At 48.7% G+C, this 13438-nt stretch carries 15 protein-coding genes; all 15 read left to right on the top strand.

The window, feature by feature from the left end:
• Positions 1-88 precede the first annotated feature (88 nt).
• The 15 genes from IAE30_RS07390 (at position 89) to IAE30_RS07320 (ending at position 13374) form a co-directional block, all read left to right on the top strand.
• Complete coding sequence (locus IAE30_RS07390) at positions 89-973, top strand: ParA family protein (RefSeq protein ID WP_200678765.1); 885 nt, start codon at positions 89-91, stop codon at positions 971-973.
• On the top strand, positions 966-2345 hold the full coding sequence (gene dnaB-PI, locus IAE30_RS07385; RefSeq protein ID WP_200678763.1) for an SPI-7-type island replicative DNA helicase: 1380 nt from the start codon (positions 966-968) through the stop codon (positions 2343-2345). Before IAE30_RS07390 ends, dnaB-PI begins: the two co-directional genes overlap by 8 nt.
• Positions 2346-2350: 5 nt before the next feature.
• Entirely contained in the window at positions 2351-3868 is a 1518-nt protein-coding gene (locus IAE30_RS07380) for a ParB family protein (RefSeq protein WP_370585507.1), read from the top strand.
• Positions 3869-3916: 48 nt separating this feature from the next.
• Positions 3917-4501, top strand: coding sequence for a DUF2857 domain-containing protein (locus IAE30_RS07375; RefSeq protein ID WP_091003683.1), 585 nt, complete (start codon positions 3917-3919; stop codon positions 4499-4501).
• Positions 4498-4752 (top strand): hypothetical protein, encoded by a 255-nt coding sequence (locus tag IAE30_RS07370; RefSeq protein ID WP_200678759.1) that lies wholly within the window; start codon positions 4498-4500, stop codon positions 4750-4752. The genes IAE30_RS07375 and IAE30_RS07370 overlap by 4 nt, the downstream gene beginning before the upstream one ends.
• Positions 4753-4842: 90 nt before the next feature.
• Positions 4843-6027 carry an STY4528 family pathogenicity island replication protein gene (locus tag IAE30_RS07365; RefSeq protein WP_200678757.1) on the top strand — a complete coding sequence of 395 codons (1185 nt, stop codon included), beginning with the start codon at positions 4843-4845 and terminating at the stop codon, positions 6025-6027.
• 100 nt (positions 6028-6127) lie between these two features.
• Positions 6128-6850 carry a PFL_4669 family integrating conjugative element protein gene (locus tag IAE30_RS07360; protein ID WP_008105943.1) on the top strand — a complete coding sequence of 241 codons (723 nt, stop codon included), beginning with the start codon at positions 6128-6130 and terminating at the stop codon, positions 6848-6850.
• 614 nt (positions 6851-7464) lie between these two features.
• Positions 7465-7977 (top strand): STY4534 family ICE replication protein, encoded by a 513-nt coding sequence (locus tag IAE30_RS07355; RefSeq protein ID WP_200678755.1) that lies wholly within the window; start codon positions 7465-7467, stop codon positions 7975-7977.
• Positions 7978-8168: 191 nt separating this feature from the next.
• Positions 8169-8516, top strand: a complete 348-nt coding sequence (locus IAE30_RS07350; protein WP_200678753.1) for a hypothetical protein — start codon at positions 8169-8171, stop codon at positions 8514-8516.
• Complete coding sequence (locus IAE30_RS07345; protein WP_200678751.1) at positions 8513-9055, top strand: ABC-three component system protein; 543 nt, start codon at positions 8513-8515, stop codon at positions 9053-9055. Before IAE30_RS07350 ends, IAE30_RS07345 begins: the two co-directional genes overlap by 4 nt.
• Positions 9049-9558 (top strand): ABC-three component system middle component 5, encoded by a 510-nt coding sequence (locus tag IAE30_RS07340; RefSeq protein ID WP_200678749.1) that lies wholly within the window; start codon positions 9049-9051, stop codon positions 9556-9558. Before IAE30_RS07345 ends, IAE30_RS07340 begins: the two co-directional genes overlap by 7 nt.
• Positions 9548-11455, top strand: coding sequence for an AAA family ATPase (locus IAE30_RS07335; protein ID WP_200678747.1), 1908 nt, complete (start codon positions 9548-9550; stop codon positions 11453-11455). The genes IAE30_RS07340 and IAE30_RS07335 overlap by 11 nt, the downstream gene beginning before the upstream one ends.
• 274 nt (positions 11456-11729) lie before the next feature.
• Complete coding sequence (locus tag IAE30_RS07330) at positions 11730-12257, top strand: TIGR03759 family integrating conjugative element protein (RefSeq protein ID WP_234472699.1); 528 nt, start codon at positions 11730-11732, stop codon at positions 12255-12257.
• Positions 12236-12871, top strand: coding sequence for a transglycosylase SLT domain-containing protein (locus IAE30_RS07325; RefSeq protein WP_200678743.1), 636 nt, complete (start codon positions 12236-12238; stop codon positions 12869-12871). The genes IAE30_RS07330 and IAE30_RS07325 overlap by 22 nt, the downstream gene beginning before the upstream one ends.
• Positions 12868-13374, top strand: a complete 507-nt coding sequence (locus IAE30_RS07320; RefSeq protein WP_200678733.1) for an integrating conjugative element protein — start codon at positions 12868-12870, stop codon at positions 13372-13374. The genes IAE30_RS07325 and IAE30_RS07320 overlap by 4 nt, the downstream gene beginning before the upstream one ends.
• Positions 13375-13438: the final 64 nt, after the last annotated feature.

Here is a 13438-nt window from a genome sequence, read left to right as displayed (position 1 = left end):
GTTGATTCTGGGTGGGGGAAATAAGTCGTTAAACGGGTTTTTACATAGTTGACGAGATGCATATTCGAACTTACTTCGGATGTGCAAAATGAAAATACTTCCCGTAATTTCCACCAAAGGTGGAGAAGGCAAATCTACGCAAGCCGCAAACCTCTGTGGCTTCCTCGCTGATGCAGGACTGAAGACGCTTTTAATCGATGGCGACTTTGGCCAGCCAACTGCCAGCAGCATCTATCAACTCACCTATGAAGCGCCGTGCGGCATCTACGAACTGCTGATGCAGTCAGTCGATCTCAGTGAATCCAGCAACATAATCTCCAACAGCTTTATCCCTAATCTCGACGTCATTATCTCCAACGACCCGCAAGCCCACTTACTAACTGCCATGCTACATGCGCCAGATGGCCGGTTGCGCATGCGCAACGTGCTGCAGCATCCGCTGTTCAATGAGTACGACGTCATCATCATTGATTCACAGGGCGCGCGTTCGGTGATGCTGGAGCTGATCGCGCTTGCAGCCACCCACACCACCATCGGCATAGTAAAGCCGGTGTTACCCGACATCCGCGAGTTTCTGCGCGGCGCTATAGCGATGTTCGAGCAGCTACGTACACTCTCCTCCTACGGCATCGCGCTTCCGGCAATTCGCATTCTGGTGAATTGTATGGATTACACCTCACTGGCCAAAACTACGCTGGCTCAACTGGAGACGATTGTCAGCGAGGGGAAATACAGTCCCTACGCCGACGAGATCCCGGTGTCGCTGCTGAATACCCAAATCTACGATCTCGACATCTATAAGGCGGGCCACTTTGCTGGCGAACCTGCGCACCGGCTTGAAACGCAGACGCGCCGCAAAAGCGATTCGGCGCTGCAAACGATGCACAACCTGGCATGTGAATTGTTCCCGGAATGGCGCGGTCAGTTTGATGCACTTCTTTCACGCTCAGTGAAGGAGGTGAACCATGTCTAAATCCAACAATCACCCAATCGATATGCCGCATTCTATTGATGCTGAGCAGGCGGTGCTGGGCGCACTGATGCTTGATAACGATCGCTGGGATGATGTCGTTACGCTGATTCAACGAGAAGACTTTTTCTCCAGCCCCCACCGCTCGATTTTCAAAGGCATCGACGAGCTGGCCAAAGGCAACAGCCCTTTCGACCTGATCACACTTAGCGAACTGCTGGAACGCCACAACATCATCGACCAGTGCGGCGGATTTGCTTACCTTGCCGAGTTAAGCAAGAACACGCCGAGCGCCGCCAACATCCTCGCCTATGCGCGGATAATTGCCGAGAAAAGCCAGCTGCGTCAGCTGTATATGCTCGGCAACCAACTCACGCGGGATGTGCAACTTCCCAACGCTGCCGCCAGCAACATCATCGAACTCGCCGAAAGCCAGTTGTTCAACCTTGCCGAAAAAGGCCACGCGCGCCAGCACCAGGAAATCACGGTGCTCGATGGCATGTCGCAGTTACTAACACGCTTAGAAGAGACGACCGGCGGTAATGGCATCACCGGCACGCCAACGGGTTTCAGAGAAATGGATCAGATGACCTGCGGTTTGCAGGCGGGTGACTTAATTCTATTGGCCGCGCGCCCTTCGATGGGCAAAACGGCGCTGGCATTAGCGATGTGCGAATCGGCTTTGGATGCAATGGAGAGCAATTTAGTCTTCTGCTTCAGCCTGGAAATGCCCGCTGAGCAGCTGATGATGCGGCTGGTTGCGATGCTGGGTCAGGTGGAGTTGAATTTGCTGCGCAGCGGCCAGCTCGATGATGAATGCTGGGCCAGAATCAGCATGGCGATGGAGCGCGTCACTGCCTGGAAAGATCGGCTGATCATCGATGAAAACAGTGACCAGACTCCGGCGTTGTTGCGTGCCCGCGCGCGGCGTTACATCCGTAAATACGGGCAACCCAGCCTGATTCTGGTCGATTACCTGCAGCTAATGCGCGCGCCTGAGCAGGAGAACCGTACTCAGGAGATTTCCGAGATCTCGCGCTGCCTGAAAGCGCTGGCCAAAGAGCTGAAATGTCCGCTTGTCGCGCTATCCCAGTTAAATCGTCAGGTTGAGTCACGCCCCAACAAGCGGCCAAACAACGGCGATCTGCGTGATTCCGGCGCGCTGGAACAGGACGCCGACCTGATTCTCTTCATCTATCGTGATGAAGTTTACAACGAAAACTCCACCGAAAAAGGCATCGCCGAAATCATCATCGGCAAGCAACGCCAGGGCCCTATCGGCACCGTCAAAACCGCCTATGATGGCCGCTATACGCGTTTTTCGAATGCTGAAAACAACTCCTATCACTTCGGTTATGGGAGGGCTCAGGCATGACAGCGATGGCAAAACAACGCACAACCGATCTGACAGATGCTCTTTTAAAACGCGGCCGTCAGGCCGAGGCAACATTAACCGTGGCAACACCAGATGCGCCTGGCAGCGAAATGCCAATGGTGCTGACGCTGGATCAGCTGCGCCCCAATCCAGATAATCCACGAACCAGCCGCAATCCACGCTTTGATGACATCAAGTCATCGATTCGTGCGCGCGGCCTCGATACCGTGCCAAAAGTCACGCTCGATCCCGACAATCCCGGCTCTTACATCTTCAGTGACGGCGGCAACACGCGTTACCAGGCGCTGAGTGAGCTGTGGGCAGAGACACATAGCGAACATTTCTACCGCGTGCATTGCCTGTTCAAACCCTGGCCGGGTCGCATCAAATGCGTAATTGGTCATCTGGCAGAAAACGAGCTGCGCGGCGAACTGAGTTTTATTGAGAAAGCGATCGGCATCCGCAACGCCCGCCAAATCATTGAAGATGAATCGGGCAAAGCAGTTTCCCTGCGCGAGCTGGCCACGGCGCTGACAGATCAAGGCTATCCGGTTAGTTACTCCAGCCTGAGCCGCATGGACAGCTGCGTCCGTCATCTCTATCCACATTTACCGGCGCTGCTGGAATCCGGTCTTGGCCGTCCGCAGATCAACGCGTTATTGGTGCTGCGTAGCGATGCCGAGAAATTATGGAATCACTATGCGGCTGAAGCCAAACCGGAGGTGACGTTTGAAAACGTGATGACCAAAGTGTGCCCGCATTTCAATTCGCCGGAGAGCTGGTCGCTGGAGATGTTCCGCGACGAGTTTATCGGCGAGCTGGTCATCGCACTGCCACATCCATCACTCAACTACGACCGCTGGCTGATTGAGCTTGATCCCAGTGAACAAAATCGTCGCCAGCTGTTTGGCGAACCTGAACCGGTTGCACCGCAGCTGCAGCAGCAAAACCAGCAGCCTGAACCGGAAGCTGCACCGCGCGCGCCTGCGCCAGTTCGCAAGCCAACTCCATCACCTACTACATTAAGTGTTGCCAGTGGCAACACTTCCGAACCTAATTCCACTGTTGCCACTGGCAACACCTCCGAGCCGAGTTCTAATGTTTCCACTGGCAACACTTCCGGGGCGATTTCTGATGTTGCCAGTAGCAACACTCAATCAGCCGCACCGGATTTTTGGTCCATTCCCACTCTGCAGGATGACGCCGATCACCTGCGCAATATCGCCTTTCGCCTTGCCTTTGAGCTGGCCGATTCGGATGGCGATGGCGAAGCGGTCATACCTGATAACGGCGCTTATTCGGCGGGCTATCGAATTGACGAAGAGCTTAGCGCCTCGCCGATTTCATGCCTGCTTTCCTCACTGGCTGGCGGCGCATGCGATGAAGACTTACCTGATCTGATGCGAGAGCTGCTGATCGGTAGCAGCGATGACGAACCGCGCTTTGATGATGCCCTTACCCAAACTTTCATGAAGTTAATCCGCACGTTGCGGCGGCTGCGCGAACTGCAGCGCCAGAGCTGAGCGGCATGCTTAGTCGATTGAGATTACTGAAAACCGGAGATCACGATGATGAGTAACAGCTTGTCTCAGGCCACCAACGGCCTGCTTACCCAGTTAGTGATGGAACTCAAGTCAGGCTACATCCGTCGCTGCGAGGCGCTGGGATTGATGCCAGAGGAAATGCAGATGCTTCATGGCCTTACCATTGAAGACCTGCACTACCTGATGAACAGCCCGGTATCGGTGCTGACCTTCCGCATTCACCACGAAAACCTGTCGCTGATGTTGCAACAGGCACGACGCGAGCAAAGACGCCTGCAGCGCATCGATCGCGCGCTGGCGCTCAACGGCTCTATCGAGTTGATGCAGCACTATTTCGGCCTTTCCACAGTGGAAGTCGCCGCGCGCCGCCGCATGGCCGGTATTGAGGTGCGCAAGGGGCGCGGCGTGGTGCTCAACGATGAGGATAACGCCGAGATCTGGCGCAAGTGGCAGAAAGCCAGCATTGACGATCCCGACAGCGCCGATGGCCTCGACGTGATGATGCTGTGCGCTGAGCAAATGGATCTGTCACTTACCGCTATCTGGCACGCCGTACATGGCTGGCACAGCAACAAAAAGCCAGAGCCTGCAGCAATGCGGAAGATGGCATGAGCCAACGCAATCAGACGCTGACTGATGGACTTGTCGCGCCGGTCAACGTGCCAGAGCCCTGCCGCCGCAAAGCGGTAAGGCAACTGACGTTGTTCCGGTGCGGCAAGAACAACTTCACGCGTATCAAAGCGAACGGCTCTGATTATCTCAAAATCGACATTGGCCTGTTCTGGCGACTGCTGAGTAAAAACAGCGGCAAAGACTGGGAACTGATGACGCATGAGAGATACAGCAAGGCGATCTGGAAATAGCGAGTGTTGTCACTCTGTATCCCGCGCGGGGTGCAGCAATAACAGCATTCACCCGATGGCACGTAGCGATCGGCGGCAAAAGGAAATGACATGAATCTCCCCTCTGACAGCTTAATCGCTTTCACGATGGAAAAAATGCATGCGCGCCTGGCGGAAAAGTCCAGTGACGATGGAGTCTCGCAGCTGCGCAGCGGTTTGCTGTATCTCGGCAATGTGCAGGATGCATACCCGCGCCAGCTGCTGCTTGATACGCGGCTCTCACCGCTCGATAAAATGGCGTGGATGATGATCAGGCTGTACGCGCAGCAGAATCATGGCGCAGTGTTCCCCAGCTATGACGAGCTGCAGCTGCAGCTCGCTTCCCCGCATAAAGGTAAGGCGTCACGCGAAACAGTCAGCCGCGTGCTGCTGATGCTGCGACTTACCGGCTGGCTCAGCCTGTGCAAGCGCGTTCGTGACGATCAGGGACGCGTGCGCGGCAATATCTATGCTCAGCACGACGAACCGCTCACCTGCTGTGACGCTGAAATCATGGACCCTGCGTGGCTCGATACCGTCGCTGAAGCTTGCCGCAGCGGCAATAAAACCATCAAGCAAACTGCGCTGCAGGTGCTGGATGAAATCAAAAATGACCCGCAGATGCGCCACTGCAAAAGCCATATCAGCCAGATCGAAAGTCGCTTGGGCAAACCACAAACGCCGCAGGAAATGGCTGCAGTCAGGAAGCTCAATAACCCGGATTCGGTTTCCGAACCGGGTATAAAAACGCCGAGTTCGGAAGCCGAACCCTGCATAGCGGCGCATTCAAATTCACTGAGTTCGATTTCCGAACCCTCGCGGATACCAAGGCTTCGGCCCGGAGTTCGGAATCCGAACGGTAACGTACGTTGTTTTACACAAGGTGTGAAAAAAAACACGTATACACCGGCTGCGCCAGCTTCTGAAATCATCCCCGAACGCTACCGCCAGCGTTTCACCCAGGAAGATCTCGCCATGCTTGAACACCGGCTGGCAGCGTTGCCCACTGAGCAGTCGCAGCAGCTGCTTCACCAACTTGGCCAGAACCTCGATGCCGGTTCAATCCAGAACCCAACCGGCTGGCTGCTGGCGGTGATCAAAAAAGCGAGAACCGGCCAGTTCACTCACGTTGCTGATTTGCCGTCTGTCACCGCACCGATCAAACCGGCGCAAACTGAACCAGCGACGAGAGCAACCAGCTCCGCCGCTGATATCGCCGGGATCGTGCAATCGATACGCCAACGTCTGAACAGCTAGCGAGCCAGATAACTGGCAGTTGTGTGAATGGTTTTACGATAGATGTTGCCTTAACGCTCCTGAAAACTGGCGCAGCATCATCAACTATATGGAGTGGGAAATGGCTGAAGAAAAGAACGAAACCGATACGGCCAAAGCGGGCGCGTTACGCTCCTCTTTGACCATTGAACTGCACTCGCATTATGCGATTCGATTATGGGAAGGCCGAAGACGCCAACCTGATGACCTGCGCGAACGAGGCAGGCCGCAAATCCTCAGCATGCCGCGAGTGATTCAGCGCGCCGGTTTGATGAGCCGTGACGCTGAGGGCGACAATCCTTATGCAGATATGGCGCTGTTGAAGCTGGAGAACGCACTGGATTTGGCGACCACAGAGATCCAGAAGTTAGTGGATGAGCTGGAAGCAACGCTTAAAGCCATCCCCGCGCGCATCTCACTGACGGATGTGTCTTCGGTGTCGCCGCTCAATATTGGCGTCTTCAGCCGCACGCCTCTGGGTTATCGCTGCGTCTGGCTGCTGGTTGGTTACGACCAGTTGGCTATGAAGGTGTTTCAGGCATCTCATTACGGCCTGATCAGCGGCAAAGAGCGCGATGAAATGCTCAGCAACGGCGGGCATCTGGTGCGCAAAGTGTATGGCGTCGCACAGCATTACCGTTCGTTCGCCGTAACGCGCGCCGATCTGGAGCAGAAGACAGTGATTGCCAGCGAAGCCGTCAAGCTGCTGGGCGATGTTGATCTGGAGGTGATGACAGGAAAAATGCTCTCAACCTTTTCACCTAACCTGAAAAAGCTGGCGGAAAATAGTGAAGCTTCTGAATAACTTTCTGGCGCTTCAGCAAAGCCTTTTATGTCCTAAGCGATGCTGATAAGGTTAACAGGCTTCGATGTAGCACCCCGTGACTGCGGGATGGTTGGATGTCTTTTACGGGGACAGAAAATCATCAGTCCGGCAGGCAAATCACCGCACATCCGATTTGGTCTGTAAGGCGCACGCCCTCCGTGAAAACCGCGCCGGAGCTTCAACTCCCGGAGTAACGAATACACCATCGGTCTGCGTGCAGGCCCTGAGCGCTGGCAATTGCTGGCGCTTTTTTATTTTCATCTCCGCAAAACTACTTTATCGCTGACATCCGCTTTTAGCGGCAGGACACTGGAACGGCATTATTGTTGTTGTCTCAACAACCAGCCAATGTTTCAGCAGCCTGAGAGAAACGCTTACGCGGTTGCCATCTAAAACTTCATGACCTGAGAGAAGTGCTGCTTTTGCAGTGGTCGATCCGCTCAACCTCTTAATGCGGATATCACCTGTGTGATGAGGTTATTTGTACTTACCAGCCAGCGCGGCATAGCTATCTGCGCTTCCTGACGGAAAGCATTTATCCGTCAGGGATGAATGTTTCTCCGTCACTATTTCCCACTCCTGGAGTAAACATCATGACTGCTACCACTACCAACAACGCTGCAAATAACACCAACAACGCTGCAAATAACACCAACACTACTTCTACCAAAGCTGAATACTTCAATCTCAACATCAAGGGCCTGGGTTATCTGAGCAACATTCGCAGAATTGAAACCCTCACTGGCAGCTTCCTCAGCGTGGTGATTAATGCGCTGAGCGGCCCCACTGACAACCCTACCTATGTGCGCTTTGATGCCACTGTCGCTGGTAAAGAAGCAACGGACCTTATAAGCCGCTGCCAGAAAGCCGTAGACGAGGACCAGAAAGTGCTGCTTGGTTTTACTCTCAGCAACCTGACGTCAGACATTTTCACGCTCAACAAAGGTGATCATGCAGGCGAACAGCGGGTTAGCCTGAAAGCCAGACTGATTAAGGTCGATTGGATCAAGATTGGTCAAGCTATGGTTTATAAGGCTGAACGTGTGGAATCAACGCCACCGTTACAGGCTGAGCCAAGTCAAAATTACGTTAAAAATTCGTTTTAACTTTACTGGTCTTGAACCTTGTTCAAGACCAGTTTTTGCGCAAAACTTAAGCACCACTAAGCCAAATTAAACTAAGATATTGATATATAAGAGTATAAACCAAACACTTCTCAACTTAAATTTATGGACCTACAACAATTGCAATGGTAAATTTCAATATAAATTTACCATTTACTGAGTTAAGGAAAGCCATGAGTGACTTTTGGGAAAAAGCTATAAAAATAGTTGGTCTTCCTGGTTTAGTTCTCTATTTAATTTATAGTTTAATTGACAAAATCTTTGATGATAAAATAACCGAATATTTAGGAAAAGATAGATTGTACACTATAATAATAATTCTAATAGTTGTGCTATCTGCTTTCTTTTTTTATTCCACATTTAAAAACCCTAAATCTCAGATTAAAGAAGAAGAACTCTCCGATCCTAAAACAACTCATTCTACTGAGAATGTTTTAACCACGCCTAAAACCGTAAATAAGGTTCAGCGTGTTGAATACAAAGACAAAGCTAAACATGAGGGAGATAATAACTTCTCATGAATTCATCCTCAGTCGGGTATCAAGATGCAGCATCACATCATGGTGATAATAATTTTATTTCTTTATCAAGTTTAGAGTCAGCAATTGATCAAGTAAAAAAATCATGCTTAGGTCATGATGAGCTAATATCAATAATGGAAGATTTAGCTGATTATCTTAATGACTACCCTGGAAGAGAAGTCATCGGATTGGAAAATAAGCTTATTCGTGGATCGCGACATGATTTAATTGAGCGGGCCACCATTTTAAAAAACAGATTTGCTCGCCGCGTAGCCAAAGATCAAATGTCATTAGTAGAGCAAACGGTGTACATCCAGATATTATCTGCAATCAGTACCAACTGGCACCAATATGTCTACCCAGCAATAATTTGCGGATGCAATAACATGGAGGTAGATAGACTTGTCATGGAAGAGATAATAAGTCCTGTACACCGTGCTATAATAAGGTTTGACAATACAATCACTACAGAACTTGTTTCTGGAATGCTGTATTTTTTAACTGGCCTTTGCCATATCAAATGGGAGGCAAAATGCTAATCTACCATCCTCTTTTTGATGCAAATCATTGCGTATTCAGATCTCTTTTATTGTTAGAGGAACAGGGTTCGAATGAAATAGATATAGACTTATTTAGAATGATGGATTTTTACTTACTATTCCCCAGTCTATTGAAAAATATATCCCCATTCCCAAGTGAACTTAAAGAATTTAAGAAGTCCATAAGAAACATAGATGCACCTTATGAAAATATTTATAATCCAAATCGCGTTTTTTTGGAATTGAGAAGAATTCAATCAATAGCACTTCACCATTTACTTTCAAAACAACTTATCGATATGAAAAGTTTCAACAATGGCAAGGTGAAAAGAACTTCTGAAATGTTGCCACAAGAACTCGAAATAGAATTAAATAACTCTCCCATTAAAAAAAATACTTGGTTTTCTTTGATATCAGAAGGTTTCCTTAAGGTTGAGTTTAATGGAAGTAAAGGATTAAAGAAAAGAACCGGCTTAATGGAATATAGATACGATGAAAATTAATTTTACAAAAAAACCTAGTATTCATGTTGAAAGGTTCGTTGTAACCAGTAACGAAAAGTTTGTATATGACCAAGCCTTCCACAAAGGTATTAATATCATTAGAGGATGGAATGGTACCGGCAAATCTACTGTTGTAGATTTACTCTCATATGCATTGGGTGCGACAATCACTGAATGGACAAAATACCAGGCGCTTTGTAGCAGAGTTTTCGTTCAAGTTTTATTAAACGGAAACCAAGTTACTTTACGTAGAGATATTATCGAAAGCGGTCAATCAAAAATGTTCATTCATGAAGGAACTATTGATACTGCTTTATTGTTCACATCCAAATGGACTGGATACCCCTACAAAAGAAGCGATACGACTCATAGTTTCTCACAGCAAATTTTCGAGTTATTAAACCTTCCTCGACATAAAACGGAAGATGATAGAAATTTGACTCTTCACCAAATTTTAAGGCTGATGTATGTAGATCAGTTATCTGCGACAACTAAACTATTGAAAGAAGAAAAGAATTTCGACAGCCCAAATTTGAGAAGAGCTATTGGAGAATATTTACTGGGCATTGATGATTTAGAAGCCCATAACTTGAGACAAGAATTATTAGCCGAAACAAAAAAGTTTGAGAGATTTGACTCAGAGGCTAATTCTATTTTCAAGATAATAGGTGGAGAAGATGTCAAGATTAGTGAGGAATCCCTTAATGAACGGGTTCAACAGTACAAAGATGAACTTGATAAACTAAATAATGATATGGCTCACTTGATTATAGGTGATAATAAAAACATATCCAATGAAGACCAAAGCGTTCTTGAAAAACTTCAATCTAAAAACAAGCATCTAGTTCAGACAAGGTCATCCTTAATAGATGAGCGTTCATTTTTATCTAAGGAAATTAATGATACCGAACTATTCCTCATAACTTTGGAGTCCAGAAAAGAAGCCTTACTCCAGTCAAAAGTAGTAAATTTATCTTTAGGTGAAATTCAATTTAAATACTGTCCCGCTTGCCTAAATCATCTTGAGGTAACTACTGAATTAGATAGCTGTAGTTTGTGCAAGACAACGCATAGTAAAAGCAACTCAGATGAAGCATATATAAAACAATTAAATAATCTAAATTTTCAAATAAAAGAAAGTAAAGAAGTAATAAATTTCCTTAAGGTGGAAATGGAAAAAAAAGAACGTGAAATAAAAGATATAAGTTTTAAAATCAGCGAAACAACTCGCGGGTTGCAAACGTTCTCTATAGTTTCTAGCGAAAGAGAAAGCCTGATGATTGAATTGGGGAAAAATATCGGGTTTATTGAAGGCGCTATTTTGTCGCTTGAAGAAAATAGAGAGGGAATTGCAAAAATAAATTCAATTCTTGCTGAAAAACAAAAGGCTCAGAGCAAGATTATAGAAATTAAAGAGCAACTTTTATCCTTAGATGAGCTGCAAGCGGAAAGGCAGATTGCTGTATATACTGACATTGAATGCATAACCAAAAGATTACTCATTTTAGATGATGGTACTGAATCAGCATTTCAAGACCCTGGTGACGTGATAATTGATTTTGTTAGAGACAGAATGTATTTAGATGGGATGGGGAAATTTTCCGCCAGTTCTATGGTGATATTTAAAAACTGCGTGCGACTAGCAATATTTTTACACTGCGTTGATGACCCTGAATCTCGTCTTCCGAACTTCCTAATATTGGATAACATTGAAGACAAAGGTATGGTTGATGCTAGAAGTCATAATTTTCAGCACCTTATAATTAATGAGTGCAATAAGCTAAAGTCTAATTATCAACTCATATTTACCACATCAATGATAGCTCCTGACTTGGACAATTCCGCATTATGTGTTGGGCCTTACTACCCCAAGGGAGAGCACACTCTTAATTTTTAATAATACATTAATTACATGGCGTTAAATTTAACGCCATGACATCCATTTAATTCTATCAATACATTGTAAAGGCATTCATTGTCCAATTAGATCGTGGTGAAATCTATTGAGGGCAAACATGTTTAAATGTTTTTTTGTCAGCACACTCATTCTAACTTTTTCGTTATCTGTATTAGCTGAAACCTCGTCAAAATTGCATGAGGAAAACTTGAGAAGTTATGAGTTTTCAAAAGAAATTTTGTCCGATGATGAATATTCAAACTACTCAAAAATTATGGAAGGTCTAAGGGGAAAGCAATCCCCGAATCTAGATCCACTAACAGCCTTAGGTATTGAGTCAAAGTCTGATCTTCAACGCCGTCACTACGCTGAACTCTGGGTAAAACAGGAGTATGAGCGCACAGAAAAAGAGCTCAAATTCCAGCGAGAAGTTGATGCTGCCTGGAAACGCCTGATGCCCAACATGCTGCCGGTTAACATGGGCAACGCCGCAGGGATCGCGCATGACTCCGGTGGTCGCCTGGCGTTATTCGTGCGCGAAGCAGATTGCCAGCGCTGCGATGCCAGACTCTCCGCCGTTCTCGCCGATAAACGCCCCGTTGATATCTACCTTGTCGATAGTGAAGGCAGCGATCAGAAACTCCGTAGCTGGGCGCAACAGCACCACATTCCCGTCGAACAAGTTCGCGAGCGCCGTATCACCCTAAATCACGATGCAGGCCGTTGGATGCGCTACGGCAATGGCATCATGCCGGTTCTTCTCCAGCAGGGGGCAAGCGGATGGCATATCGCAGCGTTCTAACCGCCGCTTTGTTGCTGAGTGCCGCCAGCTCTGTGGCGTCAACCAGCATGCAAAGCGTGCCACCGGGTTATCAGAAAGTCGCGCTGCAGCATGGCGTGCCTGCTGAATCGCTTTACTCGCTGGCGCTGGCTGAATCATCGCGCAAACTGACACACAGCACGCGCCCGTGGCCGTGGACAATCAATGTCGCGGGCAAAGGTTACCGCTATGAAAGCAGACAAGCTGCCTGGCAAGCGCTACAGCAGTTCATTAAAAGCTATCCGTTGAAGAGAATCGATGTCGGCATCGCGCAGGTCAATCTCGGCTGGAATGGTTATCGCTTCAACTCAACGTGGGATGCGTTTGATCCTTATATCAACCTGAACGCAGCGGCGCGCATTCTTCGTGAGTGCTGGGAACGCAGTCCCGGCAGCTGGTTGAAAGCGGCTGGCTGCTATCACCATCCGGCTGGCGGCAAACCTGCAGCGCGCTATCGGCAGATTGTCAGCCAAAAGTTGGCATCACTCTCGCCAGCTCAATCTCGTCCAATCGCAACACAGGCACCCGCCAACCTCGCGAGTAACCAAACTCCTTCAACCGAAATCATCTGGACAGAACCCCGGAGGCAACAATGAACAAATTGATGCTGGCTGGCGCGATCGTCGCGTGGCCATTTCTCTCGCATGCTGAACTCAACGTTATCGCGGATCTCGGCGGCAAATCGGCAGCGCCGTTCTATGAGGGAATCAACGCTGAGCCTCAGCCGCAACAGCAATCAATCCAACCTGATTACAGTGAAGGTTCAGTGTTGCCAGTGGCAACACCTGAACTCACTCCCGGCATCATTGAGCCGCGCGCGCTGAAACTGCCAGGAATTGGTGCGCTGTTTCTGGTTGGCGATGATGCTCAATCGCAAGAATGGCTATCACGTAACGCTGAACTGCTCAGACGTCGTGGTGCGGTTGGGATGGTGGTAAATGTCAGCAGCTCGGCATCCTTGCTGCAGCTGCGTCAGATTGCGCCTGCTCTTCAACTCGCACCGGTATCAGGTAGCGATCTGGCGCGCCGCCTTCAGTTGGAACATTACCCGGTGCTGATCACCGAACATTCGCTGAGCCAACAGGTTTCAGCCCAGTGATGGGATTCGCCGGATTGCATGGAATGTCCCATGCATCGTTGATGCTCCTTCCTCTGTTCTTCAT

Source organism: Pantoea sp. S61 (assembly GCF_016625145.1).
GTDB classification, from domain to species: Bacteria; Pseudomonadota; Gammaproteobacteria; order Enterobacterales; family Enterobacteriaceae; genus Pantoea; species Pantoea rwandensis_B.
Note: the sequence above shows the minus strand (reverse complement) of the source record. Positions and strands in the feature narration are given on the sequence as shown.

What these genes read in the sequence shown, in the direction of transcription:
- dnaB-PI (WP_200678763.1), top strand. Translation starts at nt 966, where the DNA reads ATGTCTAAATCCAACAATCACCCAATCGATATGCCGCATTCTATTGAT.
- IAE30_RS07375 (WP_091003683.1), top strand. Translation starts at nt 3,917, where the DNA reads ATGAGTAACAGCTTGTCTCAGGCCACCAACGGCCTGCTTACCCAGTTA.
- IAE30_RS07360 (WP_008105943.1), top strand. Translation starts at nt 6,128, where the DNA reads ATGGCTGAAGAAAAGAACGAAACCGATACGGCCAAAGCGGGCGCGTTA.
- IAE30_RS07330 (WP_234472699.1), top strand. Translation starts at nt 11,730, where the DNA reads ATGGAAGGTCTAAGGGGAAAGCAATCCCCGAATCTAGATCCACTAACA.
- IAE30_RS07380 (WP_370585507.1), top strand. Translation starts at nt 2,351, where the DNA reads ATGGCAAAACAACGCACAACCGATCTGACAGATGCTCTTTTAAAACGC.
- IAE30_RS07370 (WP_200678759.1), top strand. Translation starts at nt 4,498, where the DNA reads ATGAGCCAACGCAATCAGACGCTGACTGATGGACTTGTCGCGCCGGTC.
- IAE30_RS07355 (WP_200678755.1), top strand. Translation starts at nt 7,465, where the DNA reads ATGACTGCTACCACTACCAACAACGCTGCAAATAACACCAACAACGCT.
- IAE30_RS07390 (WP_200678765.1), top strand. Translation starts at nt 89, where the DNA reads ATGAAAATACTTCCCGTAATTTCCACCAAAGGTGGAGAAGGCAAATCT.
- IAE30_RS07325 (WP_200678743.1), top strand. Translation starts at nt 12,236, where the DNA reads ATGGCATATCGCAGCGTTCTAACCGCCGCTTTGTTGCTGAGTGCCGCC.
- IAE30_RS07320 (WP_200678733.1), top strand. Translation starts at nt 12,868, where the DNA reads ATGAACAAATTGATGCTGGCTGGCGCGATCGTCGCGTGGCCATTTCTC.
- IAE30_RS07350 (WP_200678753.1), top strand. Translation starts at nt 8,169, where the DNA reads ATGAGTGACTTTTGGGAAAAAGCTATAAAAATAGTTGGTCTTCCTGGT.
- IAE30_RS07335 (WP_200678747.1), top strand. Translation starts at nt 9,548, where the DNA reads ATGAAAATTAATTTTACAAAAAAACCTAGTATTCATGTTGAAAGGTTC.
- IAE30_RS07345 (WP_200678751.1), top strand. Translation starts at nt 8,513, where the DNA reads ATGAATTCATCCTCAGTCGGGTATCAAGATGCAGCATCACATCATGGT.
- IAE30_RS07365 (WP_200678757.1), top strand. Translation starts at nt 4,843, where the DNA reads ATGAATCTCCCCTCTGACAGCTTAATCGCTTTCACGATGGAAAAAATG.
- IAE30_RS07340 (WP_200678749.1), top strand. Translation starts at nt 9,049, where the DNA reads ATGCTAATCTACCATCCTCTTTTTGATGCAAATCATTGCGTATTCAGA.